The organism is Streptomyces sp. TG1A-8, from assembly GCF_030499535.1.
Taxonomy (GTDB): domain Bacteria; phylum Actinomycetota; class Actinomycetes; order Streptomycetales; family Streptomycetaceae; genus Streptomyces.
The window spans coordinates 3,617,903-3,637,903 of sequence record NZ_JASTLB010000001.1; the positions used below are offsets into that span (position 1 = coordinate 3,617,903).

The 20,001-nt window shown below is 61.6% G+C and carries 21 protein-coding genes; all 21 read left to right on the plus strand.

Translation table 11 applies throughout. The features are described from left to right. The first annotated feature begins 11 nt into the window (after positions 1 to 11). The 21 genes from QQY24_RS15655 (at position 12) to QQY24_RS15755 (ending at position 19,975) form a co-directional block, all read left to right on the plus strand. On the plus strand, positions 12 to 443 hold the full coding sequence (locus QQY24_RS15655) for a hypothetical protein (protein WP_301973300.1): 432 nt from the start codon (positions 12 to 14) through the stop codon (positions 441 to 443). Positions 444 to 445: 2 nt separating this feature from the next. Next, on the plus strand, positions 446 to 721 hold the full coding sequence (locus QQY24_RS15660) for a hypothetical protein (RefSeq protein WP_301973301.1): 276 nt from the start codon (positions 446 to 448) through the stop codon (positions 719 to 721). 216 nt (positions 722 to 937) lie between these two features. Next, complete coding sequence (locus tag QQY24_RS15665) at positions 938 to 3,127, plus strand: phage tail tape measure protein (protein ID WP_301973302.1); 2,190 nt, start codon at positions 938 to 940, stop codon at positions 3,125 to 3,127. A gap of 40 nt (positions 3,128 to 3,167) precedes the next feature. Beyond that, positions 3,168 to 4,034 (plus strand): hypothetical protein, encoded by an 867-nt coding sequence (locus QQY24_RS15670; RefSeq protein WP_301973303.1) that lies wholly within the window; start codon positions 3,168 to 3,170, stop codon positions 4,032 to 4,034. 1 nt (position 4,035) lies between these two features. Beyond that, a complete protein-coding gene (locus QQY24_RS15675) occupies positions 4,036 to 5,022 on the plus strand; it encodes a hypothetical protein (protein WP_301973304.1) in 987 nt (328 codons plus the stop codon). Between the two features lie 39 nt (positions 5,023 to 5,061). Next, positions 5,062 to 6,162 carry a hypothetical protein gene (locus QQY24_RS15680; RefSeq protein ID WP_301973305.1) on the plus strand — a complete coding sequence of 367 codons (1,101 nt, stop codon included), beginning with the start codon at positions 5,062 to 5,064 and terminating at the stop codon, positions 6,160 to 6,162. Then, positions 6,146 to 6,784 (plus strand): hypothetical protein, encoded by a 639-nt coding sequence (locus tag QQY24_RS15685; protein ID WP_301973306.1) that lies wholly within the window; start codon positions 6,146 to 6,148, stop codon positions 6,782 to 6,784. Before QQY24_RS15680 ends, QQY24_RS15685 begins: the two co-directional genes overlap by 17 nt. Continuing rightward, positions 6,772 to 7,068 (plus strand): hypothetical protein, encoded by a 297-nt coding sequence (locus QQY24_RS15690; protein ID WP_301973307.1) that lies wholly within the window; start codon positions 6,772 to 6,774, stop codon positions 7,066 to 7,068. Before QQY24_RS15685 ends, QQY24_RS15690 begins: the two co-directional genes overlap by 13 nt. Next, positions 7,065 to 8,753 (plus strand): hypothetical protein, encoded by a 1,689-nt coding sequence (locus QQY24_RS15695; RefSeq protein ID WP_301973308.1) that lies wholly within the window; start codon positions 7,065 to 7,067, stop codon positions 8,751 to 8,753. The genes QQY24_RS15690 and QQY24_RS15695 overlap by 4 nt, the downstream gene beginning before the upstream one ends. A gap of 72 nt (positions 8,754 to 8,825) precedes the next feature. Further along, positions 8,826 to 9,644, plus strand: a complete 819-nt coding sequence (locus QQY24_RS15700; RefSeq protein ID WP_301973309.1) for a peptidoglycan-binding protein — start codon at positions 8,826 to 8,828, stop codon at positions 9,642 to 9,644. Between the two features lie 11 nt (positions 9,645 to 9,655). Further along, the gene (locus QQY24_RS15705; RefSeq protein ID WP_301973310.1) at positions 9,656 to 9,838 is read left to right on the plus strand and encodes a hypothetical protein; all 183 of its coding nucleotides are present in this window, start codon (positions 9,656 to 9,658) and stop codon (positions 9,836 to 9,838) included. A gap of 56 nt (positions 9,839 to 9,894) precedes the next feature. Then, positions 9,895 to 10,476, plus strand: coding sequence for a hypothetical protein (locus QQY24_RS15710; RefSeq protein WP_301973311.1), 582 nt, complete (start codon positions 9,895 to 9,897; stop codon positions 10,474 to 10,476). Between the two features lie 124 nt (positions 10,477 to 10,600). Beyond that, positions 10,601 to 10,888: a hypothetical protein gene (locus QQY24_RS15715; protein ID WP_301973312.1), complete on the plus strand. Its 288-nt coding sequence runs from the start codon at positions 10,601 to 10,603 to the stop codon at positions 10,886 to 10,888. A gap of 105 nt (positions 10,889 to 10,993) precedes the next feature. Further along, positions 10,994 to 12,853, plus strand: coding sequence for a hypothetical protein (locus QQY24_RS15720; RefSeq protein ID WP_301973313.1), 1,860 nt, complete (start codon positions 10,994 to 10,996; stop codon positions 12,851 to 12,853). A 228-nt stretch (positions 12,854 to 13,081) separates the two neighbouring features. Next, complete coding sequence (locus QQY24_RS15725) at positions 13,082 to 13,921, plus strand: hypothetical protein (RefSeq protein WP_301973314.1); 840 nt, start codon at positions 13,082 to 13,084, stop codon at positions 13,919 to 13,921. Positions 13,922 to 13,969: 48 nt separating this feature from the next. After that, a complete protein-coding gene (locus QQY24_RS15730) occupies positions 13,970 to 14,119 on the plus strand; it encodes a hypothetical protein (RefSeq protein ID WP_301973315.1) in 150 nt (49 codons plus the stop codon). A gap of 114 nt (positions 14,120 to 14,233) precedes the next feature. Further along, a complete protein-coding gene (locus QQY24_RS15735; RefSeq protein WP_301973316.1) occupies positions 14,234 to 14,455 on the plus strand; it encodes a hypothetical protein in 222 nt (73 codons plus the stop codon). 96 nt (positions 14,456 to 14,551) lie between these two features. Next, on the plus strand, positions 14,552 to 15,136 hold the full coding sequence (locus QQY24_RS15740; RefSeq protein WP_301973317.1) for an RNA ligase family protein: 585 nt from the start codon (positions 14,552 to 14,554) through the stop codon (positions 15,134 to 15,136). Between the two features lie 238 nt (positions 15,137 to 15,374). Continuing rightward, the gene (locus tag QQY24_RS15745) at positions 15,375 to 16,112 is read left to right on the plus strand and encodes a hypothetical protein (protein WP_301973318.1); all 738 of its coding nucleotides are present in this window, start codon (positions 15,375 to 15,377) and stop codon (positions 16,110 to 16,112) included. Between the two features lie 918 nt (positions 16,113 to 17,030). Continuing rightward, the gene (locus QQY24_RS15750; protein WP_301973319.1) at positions 17,031 to 17,447 is read left to right on the plus strand and encodes an HNH endonuclease; all 417 of its coding nucleotides are present in this window, start codon (positions 17,031 to 17,033) and stop codon (positions 17,445 to 17,447) included. Positions 17,448 to 17,494: 47 nt separating this feature from the next. Continuing rightward, positions 17,495 to 19,975, plus strand: a complete 2,481-nt coding sequence (locus QQY24_RS15755) for a phage/plasmid primase, P4 family (RefSeq protein ID WP_301973320.1) — start codon at positions 17,495 to 17,497, stop codon at positions 19,973 to 19,975. The last annotated feature ends 26 nt before the right edge of the window (positions 19,976 to 20,001 follow it).

Genomic DNA, 20,001 nt, shown 5'->3' on the forward strand with positions numbered 1-20,001 from the left:
GGAGTCAGCTCGTGTCCCGTAGCAAGTTCACCGTTCAGGTTGACGGTCTCCGTGAGTTTCAGCGGAACGTGAGACAGCTACGGGACAAGGAGCTGAACAAGACGATCCGGGGAGCGAACAAGCGCGCCGGTGACCTTGTCCTTCCCGCCGCTGTGCGTGAGTCCCCGGACGGACACCGGGACGCTAAGTCGTCCAAGAAGTACCGTCCGGGGAAACTCGACAAGTCCATTAAGGTCGTCGCTTCTCAGAAGTCGGTGGCCATTAAAGCGGGCTCAGCGTCCCGTGTTCCCTACGCTGCCGCAATTCACTTCGGTTACCGGAAGCGCCACATTCGCCCGAACCGATTCCTTTACCGCGCTATGGCTCGTAAGTCTCAGGCCGTAAGCGCGACGTACGAGCGGCTGATATCGCAGATCGTTCGTGACTACTTGGAGAGTGACTGACCATGCCCGCTCAGAAGCCGAAGCCTGCCGTTGACGACGTTCTGTCTCTCAAGATGGACAGCCTTACCGTTGGCGAGATTTGCGAGATTGAAGAGATCATTGACGGTCCGCTTGACGGCATGGCGAAGGCCGGAAGCAAGAAGGGCAAGCTGATCCTTGCCATGGCGTACGTGGTCAAGAAGCGGACTAACCCTGAGTTCACCCTTGAAGACGCGAAGAACCTTCGTATTGAGTTCAAGGGCAAGGCGAAGGCGGACCCTACCGCGCCCAACGCGTAGTGATGTGCGCGCGTCTCATAGGCCACTTCCGGGGGCTTACGTGGCGCGACGTGCAATCCCTTGAGCTTAGGGATTTTCGCGCGTTGGTGGATCAGATGAGCGACGACCTTGAGGCCCAGGAGCAAGAGCACAAGCGCGCTCAACGTGGGGGACGTGGCCGTTCGGCCGGCGGTAATGGGGAGCGGCGTACTCCCGTCATGACGTAGGGGGTGCACCGTGGCTGATCCAATCAAGATCACACTCATTGGCGACGCGGAAGAGCTGTCACAAACGCTTGACGAAGCCGGGCAGGAAGTCAGCAAGTTCGGTGAGATTGCGTCCGGTCTCGCTCTCGCTGCCGGTGGTGCTATCGCTGCCGGTATCGGCATGGGCATTGCGGACGCGTTGGAACAGGGTGTGAACAACGACCTTCTTGCCGCTCAGTTGGGGGCGACACCCGCTGAAGCTAAGAAACTGGGCGAGGCTGCCGGAGCCGTGTATAGCGACGGTTACGGGGAATCCGTGGCCGACGCGAATGAAGCGCTCAAGAACCTTTGGCAACAGGGGCTAGTTCCTGCCGGGGCTACTGCTGATGAGATGAGCAATATCAGCAAGCAAGCCATGGACGTTGCAACGGTCCTGGGTGACGACGTTGGGCCGACAGCTAATGCAGTCGGTCAGATGTTGAAGACGGGAATGGCTAAGAACGCTCAAGAGGCGTTTGACATTCTGACCCGTGGCGCTCAGACCGGCGTCAATAAAGCGGAAGACTTGCTTGACACGTTCAACGAGTATTCAACTCAGTTCCGCAAGATGGGTCTTGACGGTAAGACCGCAATGGGACTCATCAGTCAGGGCTTGCAGGGTGGCGCTCGTGACGCTGACCTTGTGGCTGACACGATCAAGGAATTCAGCATTCGCGCCATTGACGGCAGCGCGACAACCATTGCCGGATTCAAGGCAATCGGACTCAACGCCGACGACATGCGCGCAAAGATTGCTGCGGGTGGTCCCGCTGCTGAACAGGCTCTTGGGTTGACGCTAGACAAGCTTCGCGCAATCAAGGACCCTGCCGAACGGTCTGCCGCTGCCGTGAACCTTTTTGGAACTCAGGCAGAAGATATGGGAAAAGCGCTTTATTCCCTCGACGTAGACACTGCCGTTCAGAAGTTGGGCAAGGTGGACGGAGCGGCGAAGTCAGCCGGCGACACCATGCACGACAACGCAGCGAACAAGGTGAAGCAATTCACTCGTGGCCTACAGCAAGGGATTGTTGACTTCCTGGGGGCTACGGTCATTCCGGTTGTTGAGTCCTTCGCAAGCAAGCTCGGTGCGGTGGGCTCCGCTATCAGCACTGCGGCAGGCTTCGTTTCCCAGCACAGCACGACCTTCGGGATTATCGCCGGAGTGATTACAACCCTGATCCTTCCCGCGCTGATCTCGTGGCTTGTGCAGCAAGGCATTACCGCTGCGGGTGTGGTAACGGGTTGGGTCACAACGGCAGCCGCGTCGGTCACGAGTGCAGCAACTCAGGTGGCAGCGTCGTGGTCAACGATCGGAGGATGGATAGCAGCGGCGGCAAGAGCCGTTGTCTCCGGTGCCGTGATCGTCGGTCAGTGGGTTCTCATGGGCGCTCAGTCGCTCATTCAGGCTGCCCGCATGGCTGCCGCGTGGCTTATCGCTATGGGGCCGATTGCGCTGATCATTGCTGCGATCGTGGCGCTTGCCGTGATCATTTGGCAGAACTGGGATCAGATCAAGCAATGGACGCTTGACGCTTTTCAGTGGGTTTGGGATTGGGTCAAGAAAATCTTCGGATGGCTCAAGGATCTTTTTCTGAACTTCACCGGTCCGGGCTTGATTATCAAGCATTGGGACAAGATCGTTGGGGCAACGAAGTCTGCTTTCAACTCCGTCAAGGACTTCGCAAAGAAGGGGCTTGACGCGGTTGTCAACTTCGTAACTTCGCTCCCCGGGCGAATCCTGAGCGCGGGCTCAAAGCTCCTCAGCGCGGGCAAGTCCATCGGTGGCTACGTCATTGACGGAATCAAGAACGGGCTGAGCAAGTTGGGCGGGTTCGCGTCGTCACTCGCTTCCGCTGTGGGCAGCGCTACAAAGGGCGCGATCAACGGGGTTATCGACCTTCTCAACTGGGCGATTCCGAACAAGCTGGGTTGGGGCAAGCTCAGCATTGACTTGCCAGACAACCCCATTCCGAAGATCCGCGCTATGGGTGGTCCCGCGTCCGGAGTCGTGCGCGTCGGTGAGCGTGGCCCGGAGGAGGTTCACCTTCCCAACGGTTCCCGCGTCGTCCCGAATCACTCGCTGTCCGGCGGTAGCGGAGTCGTCGTCAACGTGCAGACCAACGCGGACCCGTTCGCAATTGGGCGTGAAGTCGCATGGGCGCTGCGTACGTCGCCGGCATAGGTCAGCCCACTCTCAAGAGTAGGCATAAGAGGGGGATGGAATGGCGGAGTTGAACGACTGGACGTGTGAATACAACGGGCTCGTCATGGGGGAACCCGACTCCGCCGTTTCCATCGTTGCCGTTGACGGGTTGCTGACGCTGCCGGAGATCCGGTCATCTGACCTGACTCTTGTGCAGCGCCACGGCTTGTACGCGGGTGACGACTACATGAACGGCCGAACAGTGACCGTGACCCTTGAGGTCTACGGCAGCACGCGTGAGGAGTTCACTCAGGCGCTCGTGGACTTGCAAGCAGCGTTCATGCCGGGGGACGTTGAGAAGCCGTTGCGCTTCCGGTTCCCCGGTGTGGCTGCCGACCAGACCGGTTACGTCATGGCTCGTCCACGGAAGCGGAGCGCGCCCCTTGATCTGAACTTTGCAAACATGGTGTGCAACGTCGTCGTTGAGCTATACGCCACGAGCCCGTACGTGTATGGCGACGCGCCCCGTGAAGCCATAGTGCGGAGCTACGAGCGGGAAGCGGACATGTCGGGGCTCACGTTCCCTGCCGCTGTCCCGTGGAACGTTCGTGGTTCGGGGGCTCCGCCGGCTGACCCCATTACGTGGCTGAGTCAGTACGGGTCGGTTGCGGCTCGTCCCCAGGTCGTCATTACCGCCGGGGCTTCTCCCACGCTGTGGGACGACACAACGGGACAGTTCTTCTCTGTCGATTACGACGGAGACCTTGTCATTGACAGCGCCGGAATGATCGTGAAGACGATGACCGGCGATGACATTACGGGGCTTGTCAAGGTCGGTTCTACGTGGCCGGAGTTCGGCCCTGGGCTGCACCGACTGAGGCTGACAAGCCGTAACGAGTTCACTTCCGCACGAGCGGTCATTACGTGGGTAGATAGGTGGGTCTAGCATGGCAGGTTTTGCGTGGTTTCAGGAAGGCGTTACCTACGGCGGTAACGACCTTGCGAACTTCAATAGCCTGAGCGTCCCACGTCAGGGCATGACCCATCTGTTCGCGTCCACTACTGACTTTCTCCTGAACAGTGACCAGACTGCCCGCACGGTGTCTGTGGGTTCCGGGAACGTGTTCTTGGGACTGACGGCCGGTGGGGCAACGTGGGCATGGTCCCCCGGTGCGACCGTGGCTGTCCCGACTGCCTCAAACGTGAACCCGCGTAGGGACCTGATCGTTGCCCGGCTCACGACGCTTGCTGACGACGGTACGAACGGCGTGGCAATCGAGATCGTTCCCGGCACTCCGGCGGCAACTCCGGTGGCTCCGGCTCGTCCCGTGAACGCCGTTGCGCTGGGTTGGGTGGACGTACCGAAGGCCACGACCACCTTCACGCTTACCGTCACGCGGTATCAGGGTCAGTACCGGGATCAGGCAGCGTTGGCCGGCCGAAGCACTATCGCCATTGATTGGGCGGGACAGCTTCCGACCGCATCCACTGTTGGTGTCGGTGCCACCGTGTACGACGTTGGCACTAATCAGCGCTGGGTAAGGAAGGCTGACGGTACGTGGTTCACGACCGACCCCGGACCGTGGCAGGCGGTCACGCTGTCCAACTATCAGGCTTCTGACGGGACGAACGTGACGGTCTCCGGGACGCTGTACGTGCGCGAGTCTTCCACCATGTGGGAGTTCTCCGGGCGCGTGGATCTCTCCCCCAGCAAGGCACCTGGACAGCTCGTGTCCATCGGTTCCGCTCCGGCGGCAATCAGCCGGCCGAAGGTCAACACGTACGGCACGATCGGTCAGACCTTTTTCTCTGCTGCGGGCGCTGACGCACGCCTTGGCTTCATGACGAGCGGTGGGCTTGAGCTGGGAGCGGTCGGCGCAATCAACGCGCTGTATATCAACTTGCAACTCAGCAAGAGCCCTTACAACACGTAACCTGCCTACTCTCAAGAGTGGGCTAGCTAGGGGGAACCCATGCCCGCTGCCCGCTATGAAGTCTTGCAGACCATTGCGAAGACCGGCCAAGTTGTCGACTCGCTTCCGCTCACCGGGATTCAGTACGGCGAAACACTGAACGCAGCGGGTACCGCAACGGTTGGGATACCTCTCAAGGCTGCCGACCCGGATACGTTGGAGCCCGGCAAGAGCGCACTCGTCATCACGCGAGACGACGAGCCCGTTTGGGGCGGGATGCTGTGGACGGCAACGGCTGACCTTGAAGCGGGCACGCTGTCAATGAACGCGTCCGGGTGGCACTCGTATTACTCGACGTGCTACCTGGGCGGGTTCCTTGAGGGCATGAGCGACAACGGCAGGCTTCCCGGCAGATGGTTGGGCTACAAGGGCAACAAGGATCAAGCCCTTCTGTTGCGCGACTGGATTGAAGTTGCCAACGACGAAGGCGGTATTGGAACTGACACGTCGGGGCTCAACACGACCGGCCGCATTCGTTCCCGTAGCTGGGGCTTCTCGGAGTTCAAGAACACAGCGGAAGCGATCAACGAGCTTGCCGACGAAGACGGGGGCTTTGACTTCCGGTACGAGACCTATTGGCGCGCTGACGGGACCGTTGGCAACCGCTTCTTGATGAGTGGGCGGGGGCGGAACGTAATCCCTTCCGCTCTAGTACACAGAGAGAATTGCAACGTCACTCAGGTTTCGTACGACGGAAGCAAGCTAGCAACGCGCTCGTTCGCGTTCGGGGCTGACCTGGGTACAGGCGTGAAGCCCTACGCGTGGAAATCGAACGACCTTGACACGCCGGCACTGACCCACGTTGCCACGTACAGCGACTTGAAGTCCACGGGGGACCTGATCCCGAAGGCCAATGCGATTGCCGCTGTGGGTCGTCAGGTCATTGCGATTCCGACACTGACCCTGTATCCGGGCATGTTTGATCCGCTGTCCTTCCTACCCGGTGCGATCGGCACAGTTCAGGTGGACTCGGGGTACGTCCGATTGCTCGAAGACTTCGTACTGACTGAGCGACGCGTTGACGTTGACGTGAACGGCACTGAGACCGTCGCGCTTTCCCTTGCGAGTAAGGACGTTTTCCAAAATGGCGATTCAAGCTAACGCGCTTCCGCCTTCGCTCATAACCGAGCTAAACGAAATTAAGCGGCGCATTACCGCGCTTGAGCGTAAGCCGAAGTTGGGCAGCGTGAATGAACGCCTGCCGTTCGGCTCGTATCAGTCCCCTTCCCTTGAGGGCACGCAAGGCGCGGAGTACACGCACACCCTTGGGGCTATCAACTCGACGGGGCTGAATCAGCCGGTACTCATCCTGTCAATCCCGTTCCATCTGCCTCAGGGCACAAGTTCCGCGCTTGACGTGTCGGTGACCGTGTGGCTTCGGGACATGGTGACTCAGGCGAAGACTAAGGAGATCACCATTGATAAGGCTGATGACTGGCCGGCTCCGAACAACGGCTTTACGCGCACGATCACATGGGCATGGAAGCACCCTCAGCCGATCGGCTTTGACGACGGTCAGGATTGGAAGGGCTTTGCCGTTGACTACCGCGTGAACAAGCGCGTGACGGTTGACGGCGAGTCTCTGACTGTGGGCATGGGTAACCCGCTGCTGATCACGGGCGTTCCGCTGGGCACGTTCATTGAGGAGTCCAGCGACGGTAACCCGCGCGTTAGCGGAGCCCTGACCCCGACTGACGGAAGCCCGGTGACATGGACAGGATGACAGACCTTGCCGGAGTCGCTGAGATCGTCGGGGGCGCTGCCCTTTTCCTAATGCTCGTGTACCGGCAGGTGAAGACCGGTGCGCGGGACGCGTGGCGCGACGAAGCCGAAGCGCAGACAGCACGAGCTGACCGGCTGACCGAAGAGGTTGCCACGCTCGTAACCGAAGTCCGCGCACTGCGGGACGAGAACGCTGGACTCCGTCACGAAGTGGCTGAACTCCGCGCTGAGAACCGTGAGCTTCGGAAGCACATTGACACGCTCTTGCACAGGGGGGACAGATGACACAGCCCGTTGAGACCTATCCGCTGCCCCCGAGCATTGCGACCGTCAAGGTTCGTGGGCGGTACCGGGGACCGGACGGCAGGGGCCTACAGGGAACGGTTACCTTCTCGGGTCCGGGTCTCCTGACGTTCCCTGACGCTGACCTGTTCATTGCCGGTCCGGTTGTCGCGCGACTGGACGAGTACGGCGCGTTTGAGGTGACGCTTCCCGCCACGGACAACGAAGGCATGAACCCTTCGGACTGGTCGTACGCGGTGAAGGAGAACCTAACCGGTGTGACAGGGGCGCGCACCTTCGCTCTCCTTCTCCCGAGGGACACACCCGGCGGGGAGATTGACCTTGCGGACGTTGCGCCGGCTGACCCCACCACACCGACGTACGTTCCCGTTCCGGGTCCCCAGGGCGAGAAGGGCGATCCAGGAGTTGTCCAGTCGGTCAACGGCACGAGCGCTGCGGCTGTAACGGTTGATCTCGCGTCAGTCGTTGCGGCCGGCGGTACGGCTTCCGGCACGGTGACTCTGACGAACCCTTCCGGCGTGGCGCTGACCATGCAGGGGAACGGGAACACGAACCTTGCTGAGTGGAAGAACCCTTCCGGGACGCTGACGACGCGCATAGGCACGAACGGCAACCTTGTTGCTCAGGGTGCCGCGTACTTCGTCAACGGCTTGCAGATAGGCGGGACTTCCGCTGACTTCGGTGGTGGCGCTGGGGCAATGCTCGGCATTGACGACGCAACCACGGTGCCGACGACGAATCCCACAGCGGGTGTCGTTGTCTACTCTCAAGGGGGCGTACTCAAGGTCCGGCAGGCTGACGGAACGGTTGTGTCGTTCGGCTCCGGCGGTACGGGTGCAGTCAGCTCCGTCAACGCAAAGACCGGTGACGTTGTCCTGACTGCCGCTGATTTGAGTGCTGTACCCACGAGTGAGAAGGGTGCTGCGAACGGCGTTGCGACATTGGACGCGTCCAGCAAGATTCCGACCGCGCAGGTTCCGTCGCTCACGAGCACGTACGTTGCTGTATCAACTCGTGGTGTAGCGAACGGCGTTGCGACGCTGGACGCGAACGCTGACGTACCCATTGCGCAGATTCCCGATACAGCGCGGAACACGTGGACTCCCCAAGCCCTGGGCTTCAAGGCGTGGTCCCTTGACCCGGGCGGAGTGGCGAACCCAGCCGCGAAGTTCCTTGTCCCTCAGCGGCTGTACCTCACGGGCTTCAACATCACGGAGAACACCACCGTGACGAAAGCCGTGCTGTTCGCGCGCGGGTACAGCGGAGTGTCGACCAACCGCTACATGGCCGGTATCTACAGGGAAGACGGAACGCGCGTTGTTGCGTCTTCGGCTATCGAACTGGCCATGGCCGGTCAGGAATCGGGCGTACTTCCTGCCATGGCAAGCAACCACATTGGCGCGGTACCGCTCACGATCGCGTCAACGACGCTGACCCCTGGGCGCTACTGGGTTGCATGGCTCATGACGACCGGCGGAACGGCTGACTTCTCGTTCTACCACGTGCAGAACGAAGCGCCTGTTGCCACAGCCAACTTCTTTATGACGACCACGCCGTTCGCGCGTGCATGGTATTTAGCCGCTCAGTCCACGCTTCCGACGACCGTGAGCCAAACGGCAACCGGCGCGCTTGCCGACCACGACATTCCGATTGTGGCGCTTGCCTAACCGCGTGCGCCGAACTCGTGAGCCCCTGCCTTGGGAATCGGCAGGGGCTCTTTTCATGGAAGGGGAACGCTCTTGTCTGTCGTAGACAAGGTCATATCCGTTGCGAAGGCCGAAGTGGGTTACCGAGAAGGTTTCTCGAACGGCCACTACAACAACAAGAACAAGTTCAGCCCTGCTGTCCCCGGCCTTGAGTGGTCGAACTATCAGCCGTGGTGCGCGACTTTCGTGAGCTGGGTTGCCCTCAAGGCCGGCGTGGCTGACCTGTTCCCGCGTACCGCGTCGTGTGCAACGGGCGTGTCGTGGTTCAAGAACAAGGGCCGATTCAGTGAGTACCCGGCGGTCGGTGCTCAGGTTTTCTTTGGCTCCGGTGGTGGGTCGCATACCGAGATCGTGATTTCGTACGACGCGGATTTCGTGTACACGGTGGGCGGCAACACGAACGCGAATGGCTCCGCCGAAGGCGACGGTGTCTATTCCAAGAAGCGCGCACGGCGTGACTCGTACCTGTACGGCTACGGTTACCCGGCTTACGACGGTGGGTCCGTCTCGGCTGACCCGAACGCCGCGAAGTACGGGTACAAGGTCAAGGCGACCGGCACGCTCAAGGACGTGACTGGCGAGAGCCCCGCGAAGCCGAAGCCGAAGTACGAGCCGTTCCCCGGTGAGGCGTGGTTCAAGAAGAACCCGAAGAGCCCCATCGTGACCGCTATGGGCAAGCGGCTCGTGGCTGAGGGGTGCTCCGCGTATAAGAGCGGTCCGGGTCCCCAGTGGACGGACGCTGACCGTGAGTCGTTCCGGAAGTGGCAGCGCAAGCTTGGGGACTCCGGTTCCGCCGCTGACGGTTGGCCCGGTCCGAAGCAGTGGGCAGCGCTCAAGGTCCCGAAGGTCTAGGAGGTACGAACATGGGTGAGCACAGCAAGGCCGGCGCAGTGTCGGCAGTGGGCGCGGTCTTCGCGTGGATCGGCAAGCACAAGGCGAAGATCCTCGCCTTCGCGGCCGGCGTGGTCGCTGCGGTTACTACGGCGAAGCCTGACTTCCCGGGTGCTGCGGTTATGACCGCTCTTCACGCTGTCCTGGGCGTGTAGGAATCCCTTCCGCTCCCCTTCCGGTAGATACTGACCGTCCGCCGGAAGGGGTAGGCATGGCCTACTACAAGAACGTTGGTCTGATCGGGAAGGCGCGGAGCGGGAAGGACACCGTGGCTCAGCGGTTGGGAAGGACGTTCGCTTACACGCGCGTCGCCTTCGCTGACCCGCTTAAGGACATGGCGCTTCGGCTGAACCCGGCAATTCCGGGGCTGATCAAACTTGATTGGGATGAGACATACCGGCTGTCTGACGCGGTAGAAGATTTGGGTTGGGAGCGCGCGAAGGACGAGCTTCCCGAAGTGCGACGCGTCTTGCAGAACATCGGTCAGGGTGTCCGCGAACACGACGAAGACTTTTGGGTTCGCGTGGCGCTCCGCAAGATCGACGCTGCCGAGAAGTGGAACCTGCCGGTCGTCGTCACGGACGTGCGGTACGAGAACGAAGCGCTTGCGCTGCGGCAACGTGGCTTCGCGCTGATCCGGGTCACACGACCGGGGGCCGGCGCTGGGGAGAACGCGGAGCACAAGAGTGAGACCGCGCTTGACTACGTGAAGACTGACCTGACGATTGGGAACACGGGCACGCTGGACGACCTGAACAGGATCGTCGACAGCCTGCTCCTCCCCCGGAGCTGACGAGACAGCCCCTCACTGACTCGCCTCCGGGCCGGTCGGTGGGGGGCCTTTTCGCGCCCTGGGGTTGCAAGTGACTACTCTTAAGAGTAGGCTCCGTGTAACACAGAACGTGAGGGGATACCCAATGGCAAGCATCATTGAGGGCGAAGACTACGGGTTCCATGTCATTTATGACACCGGTTGGGCGACCTTCGCCGAGACCCGCGAAGAGGCGGAAGCGCTTATAGATGCTGGGGCAACGAAGGCCGGCCCCACAGTGCCGGAGCTGAAGGTGTACGCGGGAGGCAGGAAGTACCACAAGCCCGCCAAGCTCTTGCGTAAGTCTGACAACTTGCACCGCACGGTATGCGGTCAACGCGGGTGGCCTGCTGAGAGCACGACCAACCTCACGCCGTGCATGAGGTGCTACTAGGCAAAAATTAGGTAACAACCTCTGCCTACTCTCAAGAGTAGGCAGAGGTTACGCCGGTTTTACCGATAGGCTCAGCGCGTAAGCGCGACGACGAAGGGGGACAGCGTGAGCGCGGTAAGGGCACTGCCCGGGTACCGGACCTTCTACCTGGGCAACGGGAAGGTTGTGCACTCGGCTCAGGACAGCGACACGGTCACGCTGTGCAAGCGTCCGGTTACAAGTGCGCGTATCGCATGGGTGCCGGAAGTCTCGTGCTTGCAGTGCGTCAAGGTCGTTACCGCTGTGCGTGATGCTGAGGCAGCGGAGCTTGAGGCGGAGAAGGCCGCTGAGGCGGAGAAGGTCAAGCACGAACGCGCATGGGATGCACTCGTGTACACACCTGACGGTCAGGGCTACGCCGAAGGCACCTGCGAACAGTGCGTGTGGTCGGCGGAGAACAACGCTGACGACACGTCCGTTGAAGAGGGCTTCAAGCCGCGTTCTGAGCGTTGGTACGAAGTGGCCGTGAACACGTACAGCAGCGCGCACGATGACCACGTGTCGGAGCTTGACCGGCAGACGTACTACTCGACACAAGACACGGACGTTGACGACGAAATGCTTGAAACCGCGCGCCGTAACGACTCGTCCGTCACGCTCACAACCAGCAACCGAGAAACCAGCGAAAGCTACACGTACCCGAAGGAGAAGGACACCATGGCTGCCAAGGACACTGACGAACTGATCAGCGACGTTCACGCGAAGGTGGACGAGATCAAGGCGCTTGACCCGAAGGCGGAGGATGCAAAGAAAAAGGCATTTGCGCTGTACGACGACGCGGAGAAAATCATTCGCAAGCTTCCTACCGAGAAGCGCAACAGCCTTCGTGCCGACATGCGCGCGGCCCGTGACGCTGTCGTGAAGACCGCTGAGTCTGAGCCGGCCCCCGCTGCCCCTGCCCCCGCTCCGTCCACTGCTGTCGTGCGGCAGGCGGAAGACCCCATGCAGATTGAGGGGATTCCAGATCTCATCAATCAGTCGGTCAAGGCATTCAAGGACGGTGTCAAGTACGGGCTCAAGCTCTCCGAAGTCGGTGAGACCGTCGCGCGCACCATGCTTGAGATGCGTCTCAAGATGAAGCACAACGCTTCTGGTCTGCCCGACCTTCTCGCAATCGAGAAGAAGACGAAGAACGCGGCCGGTCTCGTTTACACGGGTGCCCGTAAGGGTGTGGCCGAAGACGACACGAAGACCAACGACGCTCACGACGCGTTGGCGAAGGCCACTCAGAACAAGATGGCTGACATTCTCGTTGGGTGGCTCCGTGACTTCTCGTCTTCCCCGAACGCGGACGAAGCCCTTGAGACCGCACGCCTGTACTTCCCCGATGCCGCTGAGCGTGTGGCAAGCGCACAGCACGCGAAGGCAGCCGGCGAAGACGTGTCGGACGAGCACCTGAACCTGACCGAAGCCATTTACGCCCTGTACGAAGAGAAGGGCATGGAGCTTCCGCGCTACGGCCGCACGGAGATCCAGCGCTTCAACTACCGCGTAAAGCAACTCGACAAGGTGCGCGCGGAGCTTGACGCGGCTCGTGACGCACTGGACGACGAAGAGGTTGCGAAGGACGACAAGACCGCGCTTGAAGCGAAGGTCACGGAGCTTGAGGCGAAGGCAAAGGAGATCACGGAGGAGATTCCCGCTGAGTGGACGGAGAAGGCCACTCCGGAGAAGACCCCGAAGCAGCGTGCGGCGGAGAAGGTTGCCCGCGCTACGAAGCTGACGGAGAGCGTCGGCAAGGCGCTCAAGAAGCTTGAGGGTGCGGAGCGGCAGGAAGTCAGCACGTCGCTCGTGGCGCTGGGGCGGGACCTGATCACGAAGGCCACGGCCGGCGCGGACAAGCTGAGCGACGACGAGAAGGCGGATCTCAAGACTCAGCTCAACGAACTCGTCACGTCCTTCGCGGCTGAGGCTGCCAAGCTGTAACCGCAACGCGACTTTCAGTAGTCGGAGCCCCCGGCTCTTCCCACAGCGGAAGGGACCGGGGGCTTCGTCGTGTAGAAGTGCAGATTTGTAGGTATCCCAGGAACAACAATAGAGATCCATAAGAGAAACCGGGTCGGAGTGCAAACGTGCACTTCTACACCTGCCGCTGAAAAGCCCTTCCGCTCAAGGACTAGTGCAAACGAATCCCTGAGCCCGGAAGGGGCACCCATGGGCAAGATCCGAACTATCTATAGGGGCGGTAGTCGCTTCTACCTGAACACTGCCTTCCCGGACAACGTGTACCCGGGCGTGACGAGCGTGATCGGGATGCTTCCCAAGCAGAACTTCTTGGGCCCGTGGAACGCGCGCATGACCGCTGAGCTTGCGGTTGACTCCATCGACTTCGTTCAGCAGATGGCAGCACGCGACCGGGACGGAGCCGTTGACTATCTCCAGGGTGCGGCTCGTCGGTACACGAAGGTTCGCGCTGACGTGGGCAGCAAGGCTCACGACCTGTTTGAGCGCCTGATTCGCGGTGAGACCGTGTACAGCGTCCACCCGGACCTTGAGCCCTACAAGAAGCACTTCCTTGAGTTTCTGGCAGCCGTGAACCCGGAGCTTGTCCGCGCGGAAGACGTGGCGTGGTCGGACACGCACGAGTACGCCGGCTCGTTCGACGTGGTCATGTACGTGTGGCTTGACGACGAAGGCAACCCGACCCCGGACCGCTCCGGCAAGCGTCACCTGATCATGGGCGACTGGAAGACGAGTAAGGCGACGTACCCGGACGTGGCCTTGCAGATGAGCGCCTATGCCAACGCGGACTTCATCGTTGACCCGGACGGCAACCGGGAACCCATGCCGGAGTTCGACGGTGCTGCGGTACTGCACATCACTGACGAGCAGTGGGCTTTCAAGCCGGTCGTCATTGACGACGAAGTCTTTGCTCAGTTCCTCCGTCTCCGTGGCACGTTCGATTGGGACCGGGACCTGAGCCGGCGGGTTGTCCTCAAGCCGATCGCGTCCAGCAAGAGCCGGCTCGTCACCGGTACGCAGCGGAGGGGCTGACCCATGCTCGCTACGCACACGAGCCGTATGCACGAGTTCAGTCTTCACATGAAGTCTGACGAAGTCGTTGACGTGATCAACGAGTGTGCCGACGCGGTCAACACAGCGCGTGAGCTGGGGCTTGATCTCCCCAAGCTTGCCGCTGTCCACACGAAGCTGAGTGCCCTCTTGGGAGACAAGGAGCAAACCCGCGCGTGAGCGGTCCGAACTGTCTTTGCAACCCGCAGAAGCCGGGGCTGTGTGGCTCGTGCGGAGGGTGAGGGAATCCCCTTCGCTCAAGTCCCACTGACCCCAACGGAAGGAACAAAGACAATGGCGAAGCGGAACACTGCGGCGGACGTGGCCGGTCTCGTGGGCGCGCTCGTGCTTCTCGTGGCACTCATCATGCTCGTGCCGTGGCTCGTCATGCTCCTCTTCGGCGTGTGGCACAGCGTGCGGCCGGTTGTCCCGGCAATCGGCTTCGGTGAGGCGTGGCTTCTCGTGGTCATCACGGGGCTTCTGGCGGCTCCGGTGCGCACGAACAAGAGCAACTAGCTCTTCCCCCGCGTTAGCCCCTCAGTGACCCACTCACGGGCCACTGAGGGGCTTTCGTGCGTCCGGGGTCGGAATCCCCTCCGCTCCGGTAAGAGCATGACCAACCACACGTTCACGGCATGGCCGAAGATCCCTCGACTCCTCCGAACGATCGTTGTCACGGAGAAGCTTGACGGGACCAACGCAGCGATCCACATCAGCACCGTTCCGCACATCCCCGCGTGGCCCGACTTCCCGCCCGGCTCGTACTCCGTCGTGGTGGACGGCACGCGCTACGTACTCACCGCTCAGTCCCGGTCCCGCGTCCTCACACCCGGCGAAGACAACGACAACTTCGGCTTTGCCGGTTGGGTGTACGAGAACGCCGAAGGGCTCGTTCGGGCGCTGGGCACCGGTGTGCACTTCGGTGAGTGGTGGGGCTTTGGCACTCGGCGTGGCTACGGGCTGCCTGACCGTCGCTTCTCGCTCTTCGACACGGACCGACACAAGGACGTGAACGTTCGTCTCGGCAGCGCGATCGTTGAGCCGGCCCGGTGCTCTATTAGGGCATGTTCAGCCAAACGGAGATTGAGAACACACTTGTTGCGCTTACTTCGCGCGGCTCCGTCGCTGCCCCCGGCTTCCACAAGCCCGAAGGTGGCTGTGTGTGGCACTCACAGTCGCGGCAGGTGTTCAAGGTGACCCTTGACAACCACGACGCGGGGAAGCGGGAGACCGCGTGAGCCCCTGAGCCCCCTTGTCTGGCCTTCGTGGTCGGGCATGGGGGCTTTCTCGTGCCCTGAGAATCCCTTCGGCTCTAGCCCCCATGCAGAGAGCAACGGAGCGGCGGAAGGCCGGAACGGTCGGCAGACACCTTCGGGTGCGTGGACACGACCTGACCCCTTCCGCCGCTCCCTCAATCCCATGGGGAGCACGCAGCATGGCGAAGCAGAGCATTTGGGCCGGAGACGAAGACAACAAGCCGAAGGAGCGGAAGACCTACGCTGACGACTCCGTTGGCCGGCTGCACTCCGGTTCGTCGGTGGTGAACGAACAGGGCAAGACCGTTGGCGTAGCGCTCTCGGAGTGGCGTTTCAGCACCGGTGAGAAGCACGTTGCCGAAGCCGTGGCTCAGCTCTTCGGGGGCACTCCCGTTGAGAACGAAGAGAGCATGTCGGAGAACTTCATTGACGTGTTCACGAGCGAGACGAAGATTCCCGTCATCCTTGAGGCGGACGGTATCTACTGGGACATGAAGCAGTGGATCAACGGCAAGCTCAAGCATCACTGCGATGGTTTCAACTTCGTCAGCCACCCGAAGGACGAGAAGCTTGTTGGGTCTCCGTGTGGCTGCCCTTCCCTGTTCGCTGAGCGGAAGCAGGCAGCGAAGGACGACGACGGACCGGGTCCGTCCATCACAATCACCTTCAAGCTTGCCGATGACCCGGACCTTGGGGAGTTCAAGTTCCAGACAGGCGCGTGGACGCTCCTTGCCGTTCTGCACGAGTCGGAAGACGCGCTTGCCCGGATCGGTCAGGGTGGCCCGGTGCTCGCTGAGCTTGAGCTTGAGCCGGTTGACTTCGTGATCAAGAAGGGTCCGAAGCGCGGAACTCCGGTCTCCTACATCAAGCCCGTGATCCGCGTCAAGAAGTCGTACAACGACGCGATTGCCGACTAGTGGCCGGCGGGGAAGCAGCGTCGCCGGAAGCGTGGGCGCTCGTGATGCGCGGAGCGTCCGACGAAGCCGTAAGGGCTCCGCTGTGGCAGTACCCGCCGGAAGCGCGCAACGCCGTGATACACGAGCGACGTGTTCGCTTCGGCGTGTACGAAGAGACCGGAGATCCTGAGTATGGGTAAACGGGCTGTGGTCGCTGACTATGCCGGTGAGCCCCTATACCCGGGCGATCTCGTTAACTACCCCTCACGTCAAGGGAACGGGGTACGAGCGTCGGACGCGATTGTTCGGCGCACGTACTTCGTCCGCGTTGAGGGGCGCAAGTTCCCCATGCTCAAGGTACAACCGACCGGCACAGACAGCCGTTCCGAGAAACCGCGCAAGACGCTTCGGGCTGAACATGTGGCAGCAACTCACGTGCGGCTTCTGCGTAGCAACGTGACCGGCGAACAGGACGAAGACAGCTAGACGCGGCAACGGGCCGGACGGTACTCAACACGGGTGCTGTCCGGCCCTTTGTCGTCTCAGCCCACTCTCAAGAGTAGGTAGGAAGGGGGAGCTGTGGCTTCCGTACTGATTGACAAGGACAACGCTCCGCCGCTGGGAGACCTTCGGCTTATGGGTGTTGGGGACAGCATCTTTCTCCACAAGGGGTGGACGGACCGCAAGGACGGAGCCCGGTACGCGGACGCGGTCATGACTGCCGTGGCGCGTGGCGCTGACGTGAGGTGGCTCCGTCGTGGCTAACCGGCATGGGTGCGTATACGACGAACTAATAACCCGTCCTCCAGCTCGTAAATGGGAGGTGCGGAAGCGGGGCACGTGGAACGTTTACCTTCCTGGCCAGTGCTGCCCCGTGGTCACTTTCTGGGATCACGGAAGAGCGATAGCGCGGGCTCAGGAACTCGCTAGGGGGCGGTCTTGAAAATCTGCCGGCACTGCGGACGAGCGAAGCCCGCTGAGCAATTCCTTGCCGGGAAGGCGAAGCGTCCGTCAAGCTCGTGCGCCACGTGTCGCCGGAAGCGGGCAGCGGATCACCGCAAGAAGTATTACGCGTCCCTGCCGCCGGATAAGCGCCACGAGCTGACGCACAGGAAGCGTGCGAAGGATTACGGCGTTGAGCACGAGTCGTACAGCCGCACAGAGATCATGCGCCGTTGGGGCTACCGCTGCGCGTACTGCGACAAGCGCGCCACGCACCTTGATCACGTCCACCCGCTGAGCAAGGGGGGTGCCGACAAGGCTTCCAACATGCTTCCCGCGTGCGCCGGCTGCAACTTGAGCAAGGGCGCGAAGACGCTTGCGGAGTGGGCGGAGACCTTCAAGCCGGAAGTGTAGAAATCCCCTTCGCTCAAGCACGGGCAACCCGGCGAAAGAAGGTGCTCGTGGAGTTCAAGGAAATTCTTGCACGCTTCGGTGAGGCGACCGAAGAGGCGGACGGGGGGTATCTCGCTAAGTGCCCGGCACACGCGGACTCCCGTCCGTCTCTTCGGATTTGGCGTGGTGACGACCACAAGGTTCGGCTCACCTGCCGTGCGGGATGCGCCACGAACAAGGTGCGCATTGCCGCACGCCTCAACTGGAACGACCTTTTCAACGCGACCGGTGACGGTCTCACGGTCCCGAAGGAGAAGCCCGCGCTCGTGGGTACCGCGCTCACCGCTCAGCTTGCTATGTACGTCGACCGGACCGTTGCTGAGTTCGCCGGAACGTCCGACGTGGCGAAGCGGGTTCGGAAGTACGCACTTGACCGCTTCGGTCTCGACAGTGCCACGGCTGCCGAACTTCTGATTGGTGCCGACGACGGACGCGTTCCCGGTCTGGACTACACGGACAGCGAAGGACGAGCCCGTAACTACCGGTCCCGTGGCTTCCGTCAGTTCCCCCGGCTCACGGTCCCACTCAACGACTTCGCTGGGATCACCCGTGGCTTGCAGGGGCGTGACGTTACCGGTCACTGTCCCGGACGGTGGCTGTCCCTGACCAACCCGGAGGGGCTTCGGTGGGGTCAGTACGGGGTGTTCAGGGGCTCCGGCGGGTACTCCGTCACGATCGTGTCTGAGGGACCCGGGGACGGTCTCACGTCGGTTGCGGTCGGGTACGACGCGGTATGCATCCGTGGTGCGGGCATTGCCGGAAGCCCCGAACTTCTCGCTGAGCTTGCCGTCGGCCTTGCGGGTTCCCAGGTCATTGCCGCCGGAGACAACGACGAAGCCGGGCAGCGATTCAACCTTGCCCTTGCCGAAGGTCTCAAGCCGTACGGCATTGAGGTTTACGGGCTCCCGATTCCCAACCTGGGGCCGAAGACTGACCTGACGAAGTGGCGTGAGACGACCGGCGACGACTTCCCCGGGCTCATGCACGCTGCGGTGAAGTCCGCTCGTCCGGTGGTTGACCGTGCCGTTGCTGAGGCTGCACAGCGCAAGGCCACGGTGGCGAAGCGGACCGGTGCTGTCACGGTGTCCGACGATCAGGGACGAGACGCGGCGGATATCCTCGCTGATCTCGTGCGCACGTACGGCGAGAGCGACGCTATGAACGCTCATGCTCTCGTGGCGTGGTCTGACGGACGGATCAAGTACGCGCCCGGTCTCGGCTTCCACACGTGGAACGGCGTTACCTGGGAGCGGTCGGAACACAAGGTTCGTCAGGAGATCCACCGCATGGGCGCCGCGCTTGTATTGGCCGGCAACGCTCAGGAAGCGCGCGGGTTCACCATGACGACGCGCATTGACGCTCTCATGACGGAGCTTCGCAGTGTGCCCAGCGTGTACGTGAACGCGGAAGAGTTCGACGCGACTCCGCACCTTCTGAGCTTCCGCAACGGGGTCGTTGACCTTCGTACCGGCGCGCTCCGGGACCACGACAAGAACGACATGCTCACGGTCTCGCTGCCCGTTGAGTACGACCCTGACGCGCTGTGCCCGCGCTGGGAACAGTTCCTTACGGAGATTTTTCCGGGGAACCCTGACCTTGTCGGATACATGCAGCGGCTCACGGGCTACGGGATCACGGGCAACACGAGCGAACAGTGTTTTGCCGTTTTCTGGGGCAAGGGTGCCAACGGGAAGAGCGTCTTTACGGACACCCTGACGAGCGTCTTCGGGAACATTACGAAGACCACGCCGTTCGCCACCTTTGAGGACAAGGGCAGCGGAGGAATCCCGAACGACATTGCCGCACTGAGGGGCAGCCGGCTCGTCATGGCTTCCGAAGGCGAGAGCGGTAAGCCCATGTCCGAAGCCGTGTTGAAGCGTGTAACGGGCAAGGACAAGGTCACTGCGCGCTTCTTGCGTCAGGAGTTTTTCACCTTCGCGCCCACCTTCCTGATCATGCTTGCGACGAACCACAAGCCCCGCTTCAAGGGTCAGGACGAAGGGCTTTGGCGACGCGTAAAGCTTGTGCCGTTCACGCGGTACTTCGCGCCCCACGAGCGGGATTACGACCTTGACAAGAAGCTTCTTGCTGAGGCTGCCGGAATCGTGGCATGGGCTGTGCGTGGTGCTGTCGAGTGGTACGCATCCGGCCTTCGTGATCCGGAGTCCATCACGTCCGCTACGCGCGACTACCGCGCCACGTCCGATGCTCTCGCCGGCTTCTACTCCGAAGACCCTTCGGTTCCTGCCGTGCTCGTGAAGTCTGAGGGTTCCGTGATGCTGGGCGGGGACGCGTTCAATCACTATCTCGACTGGTGTGAAGCCGAGAACCTTCCACAGAAGGAACGTTGGACGCGACGAGCGTTCTTCTCCGCCATGGAAGAGCGCGGCGTGTCCCGCAAGCGCGTAGCAAAAGGCAACGCATTGGTCGGCGTGCGCCTTGCAGACGAGCCGGAGAAGTCCACGGGACCGGGAATCTTCGGCCAGTAAGCCCGGCGGGAATCCCCTCCACTCCC

What these genes read in the sequence shown, in the direction of transcription:
- QQY24_RS15660 (WP_301973301.1), top strand. Translation starts at nt 446, where the DNA reads ATGCCCGCTCAGAAGCCGAAGCCTGCCGTTGACGACGTTCTGTCTCTC.
- QQY24_RS15670 (WP_301973303.1), top strand. Translation starts at nt 3,168, where the DNA reads ATGGCGGAGTTGAACGACTGGACGTGTGAATACAACGGGCTCGTCATG.
- QQY24_RS15675 (WP_301973304.1), top strand. Translation starts at nt 4,036, where the DNA reads ATGGCAGGTTTTGCGTGGTTTCAGGAAGGCGTTACCTACGGCGGTAAC.
- QQY24_RS15680 (WP_301973305.1), top strand. Translation starts at nt 5,062, where the DNA reads ATGCCCGCTGCCCGCTATGAAGTCTTGCAGACCATTGCGAAGACCGGC.
- QQY24_RS15685 (WP_301973306.1), top strand. Translation starts at nt 6,146, where the DNA reads ATGGCGATTCAAGCTAACGCGCTTCCGCCTTCGCTCATAACCGAGCTA.
- QQY24_RS15690 (WP_301973307.1), top strand. Translation starts at nt 6,772, where the DNA reads ATGGACAGGATGACAGACCTTGCCGGAGTCGCTGAGATCGTCGGGGGC.
- QQY24_RS15695 (WP_301973308.1), top strand. Translation starts at nt 7,065, where the DNA reads ATGACACAGCCCGTTGAGACCTATCCGCTGCCCCCGAGCATTGCGACC.
- QQY24_RS15705 (WP_301973310.1), top strand. Translation starts at nt 9,656, where the DNA reads ATGGGTGAGCACAGCAAGGCCGGCGCAGTGTCGGCAGTGGGCGCGGTC.
- QQY24_RS15710 (WP_301973311.1), top strand. Translation starts at nt 9,895, where the DNA reads ATGGCCTACTACAAGAACGTTGGTCTGATCGGGAAGGCGCGGAGCGGG.
- QQY24_RS15715 (WP_301973312.1), top strand. Translation starts at nt 10,601, where the DNA reads ATGGCAAGCATCATTGAGGGCGAAGACTACGGGTTCCATGTCATTTAT.
- QQY24_RS15725 (WP_301973314.1), top strand. Translation starts at nt 13,082, where the DNA reads ATGGGCAAGATCCGAACTATCTATAGGGGCGGTAGTCGCTTCTACCTG.
- QQY24_RS15730 (WP_301973315.1), top strand. Translation starts at nt 13,970, where the DNA reads ATGAAGTCTGACGAAGTCGTTGACGTGATCAACGAGTGTGCCGACGCG.
- QQY24_RS15735 (WP_301973316.1), top strand. Translation starts at nt 14,234, where the DNA reads ATGGCGAAGCGGAACACTGCGGCGGACGTGGCCGGTCTCGTGGGCGCG.
- QQY24_RS15740 (WP_301973317.1), top strand. Translation starts at nt 14,552, where the DNA reads ATGACCAACCACACGTTCACGGCATGGCCGAAGATCCCTCGACTCCTC.
- QQY24_RS15745 (WP_301973318.1), top strand. Translation starts at nt 15,375, where the DNA reads ATGGCGAAGCAGAGCATTTGGGCCGGAGACGAAGACAACAAGCCGAAG.